6 protein-coding genes and 7 pseudogenes are annotated in these 15,952 nt (G+C 64.4%); 6 read left to right on the forward strand and 7 right to left on the reverse strand.

What is annotated here, in order from left to right; genetic code table 11:
- Nucleotides 1-17: 17 nt before the first annotated feature.
- From secD to queA, 4 genes and pseudogenes are all read right to left on the reverse strand, one after another.
- Nucleotides 18-1,905, reverse strand: a pseudogene (gene secD / locus OWR21_RS03695) (protein translocase subunit SecD).
- Nucleotides 1,906-2,018: 113 nt separating this feature from the next.
- On the reverse strand, nucleotides 2,019-2,348 hold the full coding sequence (gene yajC / locus OWR21_RS03700) for a preprotein translocase subunit YajC (RefSeq protein ID WP_332394632.1): 330 nt from the start codon (nucleotides 2,346-2,348) through the stop codon (nucleotides 2,019-2,021).
- A gap of 105 nt (nucleotides 2,349-2,453) precedes the next feature.
- A pseudogene (tgt, locus tag OWR21_RS03705) lies at nucleotides 2,454-3,596 on the reverse strand (tRNA guanosine(34) transglycosylase Tgt).
- A gap of 2 nt (nucleotides 3,597-3,598) precedes the next feature.
- Nucleotides 3,599-4,651, reverse strand: a complete 1,053-nt coding sequence (gene queA, locus OWR21_RS03710) for a tRNA preQ1(34) S-adenosylmethionine ribosyltransferase-isomerase QueA (protein ID WP_332394633.1) — start codon at nucleotides 4,649-4,651, stop codon at nucleotides 3,599-3,601.
- Between the two features lie 90 nt (nucleotides 4,652-4,741).
- Between queA and recG the strand changes: the two genes are divergently transcribed.
- Nucleotides 4,742-6,925, forward strand: coding sequence for an ATP-dependent DNA helicase RecG (gene recG, locus OWR21_RS03715; RefSeq protein WP_332394634.1), 2,184 nt, complete (start codon nucleotides 4,742-4,744; stop codon nucleotides 6,923-6,925).
- 145 nt (nucleotides 6,926-7,070) lie between these two features.
- On the opposite strand, the pseudogene OWR21_RS03720 reads toward recG, so the two are convergent.
- Nucleotides 7,071-8,230: pseudogene (locus OWR21_RS03720) on the reverse strand (metallophosphoesterase).
- Nucleotides 8,231-8,382: 152 nt separating this feature from the next.
- Here OWR21_RS03720 and OWR21_RS03725 point away from each other — a divergent pair.
- The 5 genes and pseudogenes from OWR21_RS03725 (at nucleotide 8,383) to ubiA (ending at nucleotide 13,766) form a co-directional block, all read left to right on the forward strand.
- Nucleotides 8,383-9,327, forward strand: a pseudogene (locus tag OWR21_RS03725) (LysR substrate-binding domain-containing protein).
- A gap of 303 nt (nucleotides 9,328-9,630) precedes the next feature.
- On the forward strand, nucleotides 9,631-9,873 hold the full coding sequence (locus OWR21_RS03730; RefSeq protein WP_332394637.1) for a hypothetical protein: 243 nt from the start codon (nucleotides 9,631-9,633) through the stop codon (nucleotides 9,871-9,873).
- 173 nt (nucleotides 9,874-10,046) lie between these two features.
- The gene (locus OWR21_RS03735; protein ID WP_147216072.1) at nucleotides 10,047-10,547 is read left to right on the forward strand and encodes a Dps family protein; all 501 of its coding nucleotides are present in this window, start codon (nucleotides 10,047-10,049) and stop codon (nucleotides 10,545-10,547) included.
- A 211-nt stretch (nucleotides 10,548-10,758) separates the two neighbouring features.
- A pseudogene (gene katG / locus OWR21_RS03740) lies at nucleotides 10,759-12,823 on the forward strand (catalase/peroxidase HPI).
- A gap of 67 nt (nucleotides 12,824-12,890) precedes the next feature.
- Entirely contained in the window at nucleotides 12,891-13,766 is an 876-nt protein-coding gene (gene ubiA, locus OWR21_RS03745) for a 4-hydroxybenzoate octaprenyltransferase (protein WP_332394635.1), read from the forward strand.
- 521 nt (nucleotides 13,767-14,287) lie between these two features.
- Here the strand turns inward: ubiA and proC are convergent.
- Both proC and OWR21_RS03755 read right to left on the reverse strand, forming a co-directional pair.
- Nucleotides 14,288-15,110 (reverse strand): annotated as a pseudogene (gene proC, locus OWR21_RS03750) (pyrroline-5-carboxylate reductase).
- 30 nt (nucleotides 15,111-15,140) lie between these two features.
- A pseudogene (locus OWR21_RS03755) lies at nucleotides 15,141-15,853 on the reverse strand (YggS family pyridoxal phosphate-dependent enzyme).
- Nucleotides 15,854-15,952: the final 99 nt, after the last annotated feature.

Genomic DNA, 15,952 nt, shown 5'->3' on the forward strand with positions numbered 1-15,952 from the left:
CGTTGTGGGAGGCGTGATTACTTGGCGGGCGATTCCGTGTTCGTATTGCCCGGCTTCCACATGGCCGATGGCGACGCTCTGCAGCTTCTTCTTGCGGCCGTACCAGAGGTTCACGAGACCGCGGTTGAAGAACACCGCCGAGAACATGGACGTGCCAATCCCCAGGCAGTGCACGATTGCAAAGCCGCGCACGGGGCCCGAGCCGAAGGCAATCAGCGCCAGACCAGCGATGAGCGTCGTCACGTTCGAATCGAGGATGGTCGCCCAGGCGCGGTCAAAGCCGGCGGAGATGGCCATCTGCGCCGAGGCGCCGTTGCGCAGCTCTTCACGCACGCGCTCGTTGATCAGCACGTTCGCGTCAATGGCCATACCGAGCGCCAGTGCGATAGCCGCAATGCCGGGCAGCGTGAGCGTGGCCTGCAGCATAGAGAGCAGCGCGATCAGCAGGAACACGTTCACGCCCAGCGCTGCCACCGAGAACGCACCGAACAGCATGTAGTACAGCACCATGAACACCGAGATGGCAAGGAAGCCGTACAGCGCCGAATCGAAGCCCTTCCTGATGTTGTCGGCGCCCAGCGACGGGCCGATGGTGCGTTCTTCGATGATTTCCATCGGCGCGGCCAGCGAGCCTGCACGCAGCAGCAGCGCCAGGTCGGAAGCTGCCTCGGTCGAGCCCATGCCGGTGATCTGGAAGCGCGAGCCGAGTTCGGACTGGATGGTCGCCACCGTCAGCACTTCGCCCTTGCCCTTTTCAAAGAGCACGATGCCCATGCGCTTGCCGATGTTGTCACGCGAGACATCGCGCAGCATGCGGCCACCCTGGCCGTCGAGCGTGATGTCGACCGACGAATTGTGGTTCTGGTCGAAGCCTGCCGAGGCGCTCGTGATGCGGTCACCCGTGAAGATCACCTGCTTCTGCAGCAGAACGGGCGCGCTGCGGCCTTGCGTGAACAGCTCGTCGCCCAGCGGTACCGGGTCGCCGGCGCGCGGCACGAGCGGCGCGTTGGGATCGGCAAGGCGCGCTTCCAGCGTTGCCGTGCGGCCGATGATGTCCTTGGCCTTGGCCGTATCCTGCACGCCCGGCAATTGCACGACGATGCGGTCCGGGCCCTGCTGCTGGATCACTGGCTCAGCCACGCCGAGTTCGTTCACGCGGTTGTGCAGCGTGACGATGTTCTGCTTGACCGCGTTGTCCTGCACTTCCTTCATCGCGGCGGCGGTGAAGGTGCCGATGAGCGTGGCGCCGTCGGCGCTCTTGTCGACGGTGTAGGCCAGTTCGCGCGTGGAGTCGGCCAGCAGCCCGCGGGCGCGATCGGCGTCGTCCGGGTTGGCGAACTTGATCGTGATTGTGTTGTTGTTGCGGTCGATGCCGCTGTGGCGGATGCCCTTGTCACGCAGCTGCGTACGGATGTCGCCAGCCAGCGAGTCGAGCTTTTTCGTCACGGCGCCGTTCATGTCGACCTGCAGCAGGAAGTGCACGCCACCGCGCAAATCCAGGCCCAGGAACATCGGCTTGGCAAAGAACGGTGCGCCGCTCAACCAGCGCGGCGAACCGGGAAGCAGGTTCAGCGCCACGATGTAGGTCGGGTCGGCCTGATCGGTGTTCAGGCCGCGGGCCAGCACGTCCTTGGCCTTGAGCTGCGTGTCGGTGTCGGCAAAGCGAACGCGCACACTGGCGGAGGTGCCGTTGTTGTCGAAGAACACGCCGTCGGGCTGAATGCTGGCCGCGGCCAGCAGGCTCTCGACCTGCTTTTGCACGTTCAGGTCGACCTTGACGGTGGCCTTGCCAGAAGACACCTGCACGGCAGGGGCCTCGCCGAAGAAGTTCGGCAGCGTATAGAGGAACCCAATGGCAAGCGCCACCAGGATCACAATGTATTTCCAGAGCGGATAGCGATTCATCTTGGAATGCAGAGAGGCGACGCCTAGGGGCGCGGGCGCGGATTCTTAGAATAGGCGCTGCCTGGGGTGCCGGCGCCGGCGCAATCGTGCGGGGCGGCGCCGGGAGGGGCCGATTACAGCGCCTTGAGCGTGCCCTTGGGCAGCACGGTGGTCACGGCGCTCTTCTGGACAGTGATTTCGGTGTTGGCAGCGATTTCCACGGTGACGTACTGCTCGGCCACCTTGCTGACCTTACCGAGGATGCCGGCGGTGACCACTTCGTCGCCCTTGGCCAGGGCTTCGAGCATCGCCTTGGTTTCTTTCTGGCGCTTCATTTGCGGGCGGATCATGATGAACCACAGCACCACGAACATCAGGATGATCGGCAGGAAGCTCATCAGGCCACCCGCGGCACCACCAGCTGCCGGTGCAGTTTGCGCGTAAGCGTCGGAAATCAGGAACACGTCAGAACTCCGTAATGGTTCGTCAATCGGTCAAAAATCGGACCGGACATTCTACCATTGCGATGCTGCGGCAAATGGGCGCGCCCGGCGCCCTGCGAAGGCGGCTTACAGGGCCCCGCGCGCGCGGTCGGCGGCAAAGCGTGCCTGGAACGCGGCAAAGCCATGGGATTCAATGGCGGCGCGCATTTCGGCCATCAATTCCAGGTAGTAATAGAGATTGTGGATGGTGTTCAGGCGGGCACCCAGGATCTCGCCGACGCGCTGCAGGTGGTGCAGGTAGGCGCGCGAGAAATTGCTACAGGTGTAGCAGCCGCAGGTCTCGTCCAGCGGGCGCGGATCGTTGCGGTGTACCGCGTTCTTGATCTTGATGTCGCCAAAGCGGGTGAAGAGCCAGCCGTTGCGCGCGTTGCGGGTCGGCATCACGCAGTCGAACATGTCGACGCCAGCCGCGACGCCCGCCACCAGATCTTCCGGCGTACCGACGCCCATCAGGTAATGCGGCTTGTTGGCCGGCAGGCGCGGCGCCACGTGCTGCAGCACGCGCATCATGTCTTCCTTCGGCTCGCCGACCGACAGGCCGCCGATGGCATAGCCGCCGAAACCCTCGCCGCCCGCATCGGCGTCAATGGCTTGCAAGCCGGCCAGCGATTCATCGCGCAGGTTCTCGAACATGCCGCCCTGGACGATGGCGAACAGCGCGTTCGGGTTGTTCTCACGCTCGAACTCGTTGCGGGAGCGTTGCGCCCAGCGCAGGCTCATGCGCATCGAGGCCGCGGCTTCCGCCTCGGTGGCCGGGCGATCGCCGATCTTGTACGGCGTGCATTCGTCGAACTGCATGACGATGTCGGAATTCAGCCGGCGCTGGATCTGCATCGAGATTTCGGGCGAGAGGAACAGCTTGTCGCCATTGATGGGCGATGCAAACGTCACGCCTTCTTCGGTGATCTTGCGCAGATCGCCCAGCGAAAACACCTGAAAACCGCCGGTCGGATGGGCTTATCCCAGCCGTTGAAACCATGCAGGCCTTTGTGCGTCCATCACTTCCAGACCCGGGCGCAGCCACAGGTGGAACGTGTTGCCAAGGATGATCTGCGCGCCGATGTCCTTCAGCTCCGCCGGCGACATCGCCTTGACCGCGCCATAGGTGCCCACCGGCATGAAGATGGGCGTTTCGACCACGCCGTGGTTCAGGGTCATGCGGCCGCGTCGGGCGAGGCCATCGGTGGTGAGCAGTTCGTACTTGAGCATGGTCAGGCGGAAATGGAGTCGGGTTCAGCGCGGGTGAGCAGCATGGCGTCGCCGTAACTGAAGAAGCGGTAGCGCTGGGCGATGGCGTGCTGATACGCCTCACGGATGGCGCTCATGCCGGCAAACGCCGATACCAGCATCAGCAAGGTCGACTTGGGCAGGTGGAAGTTCGTCACCAGCAGGTCGACGGCGCGGAAACGGTAGCCGGGGGTGATGAAGATGTCGGTCTCGCCGCTGCAGGCGTTGAGCGTGCCGTCCGGCTGCGCGGCCGACTCCAGCGCCCGCATCGATGTGGTGCCGACCGCGATGATGCGGCCGCCGGCCGCGCGCGTGGCGCGGATGGCTTCGGCCAGTTCAGCCGTAATTTCGTACCACTCGCTGTGCATGCGGTGTTCGGCGATGTTTTTCACGCGCACCGGCTGGAACGTGCCCGCACCGACGTGCAGCGTGAGAAAACCGCGCCGAATGCCCATGGCATCAAGCTTGGCGAACAGCGCATCGTCGAAGTGCAGGCCCGCCGTAGGTGCCGCGACGGCGCCCGGGTTGCGCGCATAGACAGTCTGGTAGCGCGTCTCGTCAAAGCTGTCCGGGTCGTGCTCGATGTAGGGCGGCAGCGGCAGGCGGCCGTATTGCTCGATCAGATCCAGCGCCGGCTGCGGGAAGCGCAGCGTGAAGAACGGCTCGGCACGCGGTCCGACCGTCACGTCAAAGGCGTCGGCCAGGCGCAGCGTGGTGCCCTCGACGGGCGACTTGCTGGACCGGATCTGTGCCAGCACCGTGTGTTCGTCCAGCAGGCGCTCGACGAGCACCTCCACCTTGCCGCCGCTGGCTTTGTGGCCAAAAAAGCGTGCCTTGATGACGCGCGTGTCGTTGAAGACCAGCAGGTCGCCGGGGCGCAGGTAGTCGACCAGGTCGGCAAATTGGCGGTCTTCAAAATGCACGCCATCTTCCGCACGACGTACGGCCAGCAGGCGGCTCGCGGTGCGGTCGGGCAGGGCGGTTTGCGCGATCAGCTCAGGCGGCAGATCGAAATCGAAATCGGACAGCGTCAGCATGAAAAGTGGCGCAGACGTGGATTGCGCCAAGTGATGGTCGCGGGCGCCGGTACAATCGGGCGAAACCGCAAAGTTCGCCATGTACGCCCTGTGCCGCCTCGCGCCCGTTCCGCCACTGATGCTGCTCCTATGCCCGACGCTGATACTGTGCCGGCGCCGAAGCCAAAACGCGCAACCGCGACGGACCAGCCTGCCAAGGCAGCGGCCAAGGCGGCCCGCCCCGCAGACAAACTCGCCAAGCTTGGCCTGCACCGCGACGTCGATCTCGTGCTGCATCTGCCGATGCGCTACGAGGATGAAACCACGCTGCTGACCATTGCCGAGGCCACAGCCCGCGCCAACACCGGGTGGGCTGCGCAGGTCGAGGGCACGGTCACGCGCAATGAAGTGGCGTTCCGGCCGCGCCGGCAGCTGGTCGTGCATATCGCCGATGACTCGGGTGAACTGGTTCTGCGCTTTCTCAATTTCTACGGCAGCCAGGTCAAGCAGATGGCCGAAGGCGTGCGCCTGCGCGTGCGCGGCGAAGTGCGCGGCGGCTTCTTTGGCGCCGAGATGGTGCACCCGACCGTGCGCGCCGTGGCGGACGATGAACCGCTGCCCGATCGCCTGACGCCGGTCTATCCGAGCACGGCGGGCGTCGCACAGGCTTATCTGCGCAAGGCGATCCTGAACGCGCTCACGCGCACGCCGCTGCCGGAAACGCTGCCGAACAGCCTCATCACCGGCCCGCTCGCGCCGCTCAAGCTGATGACGCCGGCCGATGCCGTGCGCCTGCTGCATCAGCCGACGCCCGATGTCGATGAGCACAGCCTCGTCGAGCGCACGCACCCGGCGTGGCTGCGCATCAAGTTTGATGAGCTGCTCTCCCAGCAGCTCTCGCTCAAGCGTGCGCAGGCCGCGCGCCGCATGCGCAACGCGCCCGTCCTGCGCGACAGCGGCAAGGATGGGCTGCTCGCCCGCTTCATGAAAGCGCTGCCGTTCAAGCTGACCGGCGCCCAGGCCCGCGTGTGGGAAGAGATTCGCGCCGACCTCGCGCACCTGTACCCGATGCAGCGGTTGCTGCAGGGCGACGTTGGCAGCGGCAAGACCGTCATCGCCGCGCTGGCCGCCTGCCAGGCCATCGATGCCGGCTGGCAGGCTGCGCTGATGGCGCCGACCGAACTTCTGGCCGAGCAGCACTATCGCAAGCTTTCTGCGTGGCTCGAACCGCTGGGCGTCGACATCGTCTGGCTGGCCGGCAGCCTCAAGCGCAAGCAGAAGGACGAGGCGGCCGCACGCGTGGCGGTCGGCACGGCGCAACTCGTGATCGGTACGCACGCGCTGATCCAGGATGCGGTCACGTTCGCGCGGCTAGGCCTGGCGGTGGTGGATGAGCAGCATCGCTTTGGCGTCGCGCAGCGCCTGGCTTTGCGCGGCAAGGCAAGCAACGGCGATGCACCTGCCGCCAACGCCCAGGTGCCGCACCAGCTGATGATGTCCGCCACGCCGATCCCGCGCACGCTCGCAATGACGTACTACGCGGACCTCGACGTCTCCGCCATCGACGAGTTGCCACCCGGCCGCACGCCCATTGTCACGCGCCTTGTGAACGATGCGCGCCGCGACGAAGTGATCGAACGCATCTACGCCGCCGCACGCGAGGGGCGACAGGTCTACTGGGTTTGCCCGCTGATAGAGGAAAGCGAAGCGCTGCAATTGCAGACCGCCGTTGAAACCTTCGAGACGCTCTCGCAAAGTCTGGAAGGCCTGAAGGTGGGCCTTGTGCACGGACGCCTGCCATCCGCCGAGAAGGCCGCCGTGATGAGCGCCTTCGCCGGCGGCGACCTGCACGTGCTGGTGGCCACCACCGTCATCGAAGTGGGTGTAGACGTGCCCAATGCCTCGTTGATGGTGATCGAGCACGCCGAGCGCTTTGGCCTTGCGCAGCTGCACCAGCTACGCGGGCGGGTGGGACGCGGCACTGCATCGGTCTGTGTGCTGCTGTATCAGGCGCCGCTGTCTCCGACGGCCAAGCAGCGCCTGCAAACCATGCGCGAGACCACCGATGGTTTCGAAATCGCCCGGCGCGACCTGGAGATCCGCGGGCCCGGTGAATTCCTCGGCGCGCGGCAATCAGGCGAAGCGATGCTGCGTTTTGCCGATCTGAATCACGATGCGTGGCTCGTCGAATTTGCGCAGGGCGCTGCGGACGAGATGCTCGCGCGCTTTCCTGAAGCCGTGGACACCCACCTCAAGCGCTGGTTGGGCGAGCGCGAGCACTACCTGCGCGTCTAAGCCCGGCGGCGCACGGCTTTTAGTCCGCTAGCCGAGCCTGCTTGCGTAAGCGCTTGGCGGTATACATCGCACGATCGGCCTGGTCCATCAGTGCGGGGACCTCCGTCAACTGAACGTTTTCTTCGTCGGATATCAGTTCTCAGGTTTAGCCGACGGCCGGCTCCAGACGCAGCAGCGTGATTTCCGACGGCGCACCGAATCGCTTGGGCGGGCCCCAATATCCGGTGCCGCGGCTGGTGTAGATCCACAGGCGTCCCAGCCTGTGCAATCCCGCCGTAAAAGGCTGCTGCAGCGGGACAAAGAGGCTCCACGGCCAGAACTGGCCGCCATGCGTGCCCAGAAAGCTGCAGGTCGAAGCCGGCCTCCGCAGCGGCGGGAGCGGTGCGTGGTTGATGCGCGAGCAGGACGGTCGGGGTCACCCCAGGCGGCGACCCGGCCAGCGCCCGGGCCGGATCGCTCGTGTGCGCAGCGTCGAACTTGCCTGCGCTGAAATCGGTCACGCCCGCAATCACCAGCGGCGCGCCGTCGTGTTCCAGCACCGCATGCTCGTTCATCAAGACCCGCATGCCGAGCCGCTCGAACTCCGACACCCAGGGTCCGACGCCCGAGTAGTACTCGTGATTGCCGGTCACCGCAAACACGCCGTGCCTTGCAGACATGCCGGCAAGCGGCGCGATGTGTGGACGCAGCACCTCCACTTCGCCGTCCACCAGGTCGCCCGTCACGGCAATCACATCGGGCTGCAATGCATTGAGCCGTTCGACCACGCCAGCCACATAGGCGCGCTTGATGGTGGGGCCGACATGCAGGTCGGTGATCTGCGCGATGGTGAAACCGTGCAGCGCCGCCGGCAGGCCTGCGATGGGCACCGTCACCCGCGCCACGCGCGGAATGCGACGCGCGTTGATATAGCCGATCACGGTTACCAGCACGGTGAGGCCGACGACAAGCAGGGCCGAATCGTGGCGATAGGCGTGGAAGCACGATCAGCGCGATGTCGCGCAGCAGCGTCAGCACCAGCAGCGACGAGAACAGGCCCATCAGCAACGCGCCAAACCAGGTGACGCGGTCCGCCAGCGAGATGGGCCGGATCACGAAGCGCGCCGCCATCCCGGTAGGAATCATCACCGTCGATATGAGCAGAAAGATGATGCCCGCAGCCCAGCCGGCGCCATTCCAGCCCAGGTCGGGCAGCAGCCGCCATCCGATATAGAGATGCAGCGCTGCGATGAGCGCCACGGCCGTCGTCAGAAAGCGGCGCCTGCCGCGGGGCAGGGATCGGCTGCCGTTAGGTTCGTCACGCATGCTGGGGCGGCTCCTTTGGGTCTTGGTGAGACGTGTCCACGGAAGATGGGGTGACTGGCAGCGTTGTCAATGCCGGGCACCCGTTCAAAGCGCAAGCAACATCGCACGTCCCTTGGTAAAATCTATCGATATCCCCAAGCCGATTGATCGCCATGACGCTCACCGAACTCAAATACATCGTCGCCGTCGCGCGGGAACGCCACTTTGGGCGTGCCGCCGAGGCCTGCTTTCGTCTCGCAACCGACGCTGTCGGTCGCCATCAAGAAGCTGGAAGACGAACTGGCCGTGCAGATCTTCGAGCGCGGCGCGTCGAGTGAGCGTCACGCCCGTCGGCGAGCAGATCGTCACGCAGGCGCAGCGCGTGCTCGAGCAGACGATGGCGATCCGCGAGATCGCCAAGCAGGGGATGGACCCGCTGGCCGGGCCGCTGCGGCTCGGGGTGATTTATACGATCGGCCCGTACTTGCTGCCCGCGCTGGTCAAGCAGATGATCGACACCGTCCCGCAGATGCCGCTGATGCTGCAGGAGAACTTCACTGTGCGGCTGGTGGAGCTCCTCAAGCAGGGCGAGATCGACTGCGCCATCATGGCCGAGCCGTTTCCGGAAGCCGGCCTGATGACGGTGCCGCTGTACGACGAACCCTTTGTCGTGGCGGTGCCGCGCGGCCACGAGCTGGCGAAGGCGTCGTCGGTAGACCCGGAGGCGCTCAAGCAGCAGACCATGCTGCTGCTCGGCAACGGCCATTGCTTCCGCGACCATGTGCTGGGCGTGTGCCCGGAGCTGTCGCGCTTCTCGCAGAACGCAGACGGCATCCAGAAAACCTTCGAGGGTTCGTCGCTGGAAACGATCCGACATATGGTGGCCAGCGGCGGGCATTACCGTGCTGCCGCGTACGTCGGTGCCGAACATGCAGCCCGCCGCCAATGATCTGCTGACGTACGTGCCATTTCAGGAGCCGGTGCCCGACCGCCGCGTTGTGCTGGCCTGGCGCAAGAGTTTCACCCGCATCGCCGCGATCGAAGCGGTGGCCAAGGCGGTCGCGCAATGCGACCTGCCCGGCATCAAGCTGTTGCCGCCCACGCCGCTGATTCACTGATCCCCGAGCTCTGAGCGGGCCGTCACCCCATGACGGCCATAGCGCACGTCTAATTGATAGATAAAAACAATCAAATATGCGATTCAATAGCGTAAAGGTAGACTGTGTTCCATGGTGAGCGCATCGCTCACTGCCGATCACCGTGGAGCCCGTCATGTCCTTGTCGCTTGCCTCGAACACCGTTGCGACCGTGCTGGAATGGCTCGCTGCGTATGGTGAATCGCACTGACCTGACGGATGCACGAAGTTGCTCGCGCGAATGGTGTGGGCATCAGGAAGGCGCAGGGTCGCAAAGAAGAAAACATGGCAATGGTGCGGATGTTCGTTTCGGAGTGGCAGGGATTTGCGGGCACGGTGCGCGCCTCGCAGGCAGAGGTCCCGATGCTGTCGGGCATGCCAGGTAGTGCAGCCGGCGGCTGCGTTGCGCGTGTCGCGGAATCCGCCCGCCTGCAACGAAAGTGGGTGCGCAAGCAGATCGGTCTAACCACCGTGGCAGCCGGCGCTATGATCGTGCTCCTGCACGGTATGGTGCAGCTCATGGTCTGATGATCGGCCTGATCTTCGGTTGTCATCCGTTCTGCGTTTCGTCACAGGACGATGCGACGATCGGAACTTGCTGTGCGAACGGCAACCGAAAGAAGGCTCGAACCGCGCGTGGCCCGACGCTGAATCAGCGAACGGCATCGCGTTTTTGCACACCACTTCATAGGGGAATCTAGATGGCAAAGAAGAACAACGGCGCGCCTGCCGCAGCCCAGATCAACATCGGTATTGCTGACAAGGACCGCAAGAAGATCGCCGACGGCCTGTCGCGCCTGCTGGCCGATACCTACTCGCTCTATCTGAAGACGCATTACTTCCACTGGAACGTCACCGGCCCGATGTTCAACACGCTGCATCTGATGTTCGAGACGCAGTACAACGAACTGTGGAATGCCGTCGACCCGGTGGCTGAGCGCATCCGCGCCCTGGGCTATCCGGCACCGGGCTCGTATTCGGAGTTCGCCAAGCTGTCGTCGATTCCGGAATCGAAGGGCGTTCCCGAGGCGATGGACATGGTGCGCGAACTGGTGGCCGGCCACGAAGCCGTGACGCGCACCGCCCGCAGCCTGTTCCCCGACGTCGACAAGGCCGCCGACGAACCGACCGCCGATCTGCTGACGCAACGCATGGACATTCACGAAAAGACCGCGTGGATGCTGCGTTCGCTCCTGGCTTAAGGCTGGCTTGACGGCCGTTCGCCACGTTTGCGACAGCGTTTCGAGCAACGCCCCTCCCGCGAGCCCGTTGCGTTGCGGGTGGGGCGGCATCAACCCCATGACCTAAACGAGAGAATCGACTGAAGCTAAATGCCCGTTTTCCGGCCATGCTCCCGCTGCTTCCCACGCCTTCGGTGGCGGTACGTCCAACAAGGACTGGTGGCCCAATCAACTGCGCGTTGATCTGCTGAACCAGCATTCCGAAAAGTCCGATCCGCTCGGGTCGAGCTTCAACTACCGCAAGTCGTTCAATGCGATCGACTACGACGCGCTCAAGGCCGATCTGCGTCGCCTGATGACGGATTCGCAAGACTGGTGGCCGGCAGACTTCGGCCACTACGGCCCGCAGTTCATCCGCATGGCATGGCACGCCGCCGGCACATACCGCACCGGCGATGGCCGTGGCGGTGCCGGGCGCGGCCAGCAACGTTTTGCACCGCTCAACTCCTGGCCTGACAACGTCAACATCGACAAGTCGCGCCGCCTGCTGTGGCCCATCAAGCAGAAATACGGCCAGGCCATCTCGTGGGCCGACCTGCTGATCCTGACCGGCAACGTTGCGCTTGAAACCATGGGCTTCCGCACGTTCGGCTTTGCCGCGGGCCGTGAAGACACGTGGGAACCGGACAACGACGTCTACTGGGGCAACGAGACCAAGTGGCTGGAAGCAACGCGCTATTCGGGCGAGCGCAATCTCGCGAACCCGCTGGCTGCCGTGCAGATGGGCTTGATTTACGTGAACCCGGAAGGCCCGGAACACGCCCATGGCGATCCGCTTGAAGCCGCCAAGGACATCCGCGAGACCTTCGCCCGCATGGCGATGGACGACGAAGAAACCGTCGCGCTGATCGCCGGTGGTCACACCTTCGGCAAGACCCACGGTGCCGGTGCGGCAAGCCACGTTGGCGCCGATGTCGAAGCCGCGCCGCTGGAAGCGCAAGGCCTGGGCTGGGCCAGTACCTTTGGCACCGGCAAGGGCGCGGATGCGATCACCAGCGGGCTTGAAGTCACCTGGACGCAGACGCCCGCGCAATGGAGCAACTACTTCTTCGAGAACCTGTTCAAGTACGAATGGGTGCAGGAAAAGAGCCCCGCCGGCGCGCTGCAATGGGTCGCCAAAGACGCCGAGGCGATCATTCCGGGCCCGACGCCCGACTCGCCCAAGCGTAAGCCGACGATGCTGACGACCGACCTGTCGCTGCGTTTCGATCCGGCATACGAAAAGATCTCGCGCCGCTTCCTGGACAACCCGCAGGCGTTTGCCGAAGCCTTTGCCCGTGCGTGGTTCAAGCTCACGCACCGTGACCTCGGCCCGAAGTCGCGTTACCTCGGCCCCGAAGTGCCGCGTGAAGACCTGATCTGGCAAGACCCGCTGCCGGCCGCTACACACAAGGCGACCGAGGCCGATATCGCCGACCTCAAGGCAAGATTGCCGCCTCCGGCCTGTCGGCATCCGAACTGGTTGCCGTGGCGTGGGCGTCTGCCTCGACCTTCCGCGGGTCCGACAAACGCGGCGGCGCCAACGGCGCGCGCATTCGCCTGGCGCCGCAGAACGACTGGGCGGTCAACCAGCCGGTGGCCGGCACGCTGGCCAAGCTGGAGGAAATTCAACGCGCCTCGGGCAAGGCTTCGCTGGCGGATGTGATTGTGCTGGCAGGCAGCGTCGGTATCGAGCTGGCCGCCAAGGCAGCCGGCACGACGATCACCGTGCCGTTCACGCCAGGTCGCGTCGATGCGACGGCCGAGCAGACCGATGCTGCATCCTTCTCTGTGCTCGAGCCCGTGGCCGACGGTTTCCGCAATTACCAGAAGACGCGGTTTGCGGTGCCGGCCGAAGTGCTGCTCCTGGACAAGGCTCAACTGCTGACGCTGACGGCGCCGGAGCTGACCGTGCTGATCGGTGGCCTGCGCGCCATCAACATCAACGCAGATGGCAGCCAGCACGGCGTCTTTACCAGCACGCCGGGCGCGCTGACGAACGACTTCTTCGTCAACCTGCTCGACATGAACACCGAGTGGAAGCCTGCCGGCGACATCTACGAGGGCTATGACCGCAAGACGGGCGAGCGCAAGTGGACCGGCACGCGCGTCGATCTGGTGTTCGGTTCGAACTCGATCTGCGTGCGCTGGCCGAGGTGTTCGGCAGTGCCGACGGCAAGGAGCGCTTCATCAGCGAGTTCGTGGCCGCGTGGGTCAAGGTGATGAATCTCGACCGCTTCGATCTGGCCGCCGCCTAAGCTGCTTTCGGCGGGACTAAAATGGCGCCTTGCCTCGTGCAGGCGCCATTTTTCTTTGGTGATTTCCATGCAATCGTCCGCTGCCCAACCCAGCCGCCTCGTGCTCTATGCGCGCCTGATGCGGATGGACAAACCGATCGGCACGCTGCTGCTGCTGTGGCCGACGCTGTGGGCGCTGTGGATGGCGGCTGACGGCCATCCGCCGCTGTCGCTGGTGGTGATTTTCACGGTCGGCACGTTCCTGATGCGCTCGGCCGGCTGCGCGGTCAACGACTGGGCCGATCGCGACTTCGACAAGCACGTCAAACGCACCAAGGAGCGGCCGATCACCGCGGGCCTGATCGCCCCGTGGGAGGCGCTGGCGGTTGCGGCGGTGCTCTCGCTCGTCGCCTTCGCACTGATCCTGCCGCTCAATGCGCTGACGAAGTGGATGTCGGTTGCCGCCATCGTGATTGCCGGCACGTATCCGTTCTTCAAGCGGTTCTTCGCGATTCCGCAGGCGTACCTCGGCATTGCGTTCGGGTTTGGGATTCCGATGGCGTACGCCGCGGTGCAGGATCAAGTGCCGATGCTGGCGTGGCTGATGCTGGCCGGCAATGTGTTCTGGGCCGTTGCCTACGACACCGCGTATGCGATGGTCGACCGCGATGACGATTTGCTCATCGGCATCAAAACGTCGGCCATCACGTTCGGACGCTACGACGTGGCGGCGATCATGCTGTGCTACGTCGGCTTCTTCGGGATCATGGCCTGGGCTGGCCATGTGATGGCGCTAGGCGTGGCGTACTGGATTGGATTTGCCGCCGCCGTGGTGTTGTCGCTTTGGTATTACCCGATGCTGCAGACGCGGGATCGAATGAAGTGTTTTTTTGTTTTTCGGCATAACAATTGGTTGGGGGCTTGTTTGTTTGCTGGAGTGGTTGGGGGGTATTTGCTGCGCTAAGGGCTTGGTGGTGCATCCCTTGTTTCACTGCCGGGGGCGACTCACTTTCTTTGTCTTGCCAAAGAAAGTAAGCAAAGAAAGGCGCGCCCGATGCGGCGAACCCCTCCTTGAATTTGTGTCGCAAGGAGGGGAAGGAAAACTCGCTTCGCTCAGACAGTTTCCCTTCCTTTTTCCTCCTTGCAACAGAAATTCAAGGCGCCGCATAGGGCAGGGCAAGTCAAAGGACAACAGCCAAACCTCCGCGGCGCCAGCTCAACGACAAAGGCCAACCTCGCGACGGGTTGGCCTTTTCTTTGATGTTCTTGCCCTAGATGGCGCCTTGAATTTGTGTGAGCGGGCGGATCAAGGAAGGAGGCTTGTCTGAGCGCAGCGAGTTTGCCTCCTTCCCCGCACGGTCACACAAATTCAAGGGGAAGTCGCCATCTCGGGCGCGCCTTTCTTTTGCTTACTTTTCTTTGGCAAGACAAAGAAAAGTGAGTCGTGCCCGGCAGGGTACGAAAAAGGGATGGACCACCAAGGCTTCAATCCCTCCCAAACTCCTCCCCCATCTCCTTCCCCCGAGCCGCCGCAGCATGCATCGCCCGCACAAAAGCAGCCTTGATATCAGCACCTTCCATTGAAGTCAGCGCCGCATAAGTCGTCCCCCTTGGACGTGACACGCTCGCGCAGCACCTCAACCGGCTCGGTCGATTGGCCCGCCAGCGTGGCCGCGCCAATAAACGTCTCGACCGCCAACGTGCGCCCATCCCCCGCCGACAGCCCCAGCTCCTGCGCCGCCTGCTGCATCGCCTCGATGAAATAGAACACGTAGGCAGGGCCGCTGCCCGAGATGGCGGTCACGGCATCAATCTGCGCTTCGGCGGGCACCCAAATGCTCTTGCCGACGGCATTGGCGATGGCGCTGGCGGTCGCGCGGTCGGCGTCGGACAAGCCCGCGTTGGCGGCCAGGCCGGTCATACCCAGACCGGAGAGCGCAGGCGTATTCGGCATCGCACGAACCACACGTGCGTGGCCATTCAGCCAGCGCGACAGATCCTGGATCCGGATACCCGCCGCCACCGACAGCACCAGGCTGTCGCCCAGATGCGGTGCCAGTTGCGCACAGACCTCGCGCATCTGCTGCGGCTTGACCGCCAGGACGATCACGTCGCGGTCGGCCAGTTCTGCGCCCGGAGCAGCGGCTGTGCGGGCGCCCCAGGTCTGCTCGGCGCGGCTGCGGGCGGGTTCGGTCGGGTCTACCACCACGATGTTGGCGCCGTGCGCGCCCTTGGCGATCAGGCCGCCGATGAGGGCCGCCGCCATGTTGCCGCCGCCGATGAAGCCGAGTTTCAGAGTGTCGAGCATGAGAGTGGTGGTGTGAGAGAAAACAGGAATTCAGGCGTTGGCGTAATGCCGCGCGCCGAAGATGGCGCTGCCCACGCGCACAATCGTGGCGCCTTCGGCAATCGCGTCTTCCAGGTCGGCGGACATGCCCATCGAGAGGGTATCGAGCGGGATGCCGGCCTCGCGCAGCCGGCCTGCCAGGGCACGCAGATCAGCAAACGGCTTGCGCTGCGCCACCGGGTCATCGCTGGGCTCGGGCACTGCCATCAGGCCGCGCAGCTGCAGGGCAGGGACGAGACGGCTTGTGCCACGGCAAGCACGTCATCGAAAACGGGCAGCAGGCCATGTTTGCTGGCTTGGCGGCTGATGTTGATCTCGAGACAGACCTGCAGCGGCGGCAAGGTGTCGGGGCGCTGGGCCGACAGGCGCTCGGCGATCTTTAGGCGATCGACGCTGTGCACCCAGTCGAATTGTTCGGCCACGGCGCGCGTCTTGTTGCTCTGCAGGGGGCCGATGAAGTGCCAGCGGATCGGGTCGGGGCCCGTGCGCAGGTCGGCCAGCGCGTCGATCTTGGCGATGCCTTCCTGCACGTAGTTTTCGCCGAAGAGGCGTTGCCCGGCGGCATGCGCGGCGCGCACCGCATCGGCGTCGAACGTCTTGGAAACGGCCAGCAATGTGACACCCGCAGCATCGCGCGAAGCCAGTGTGCAGGCCGTTGTGATCCGTTGACGCACGGCTTGCAAGTTGGCGGCGATTACAGACATAATCCGGCGACGTTTGTTACAAATAAACAAGGTTCCGGCACGTCAAATCAACGGCTCGGAGCGCGTCTGGAGGCGCCTTTGCGACGCCCGGGCGACATA

This window comes from Ralstonia sp. 1B3, from assembly GCF_036631435.1.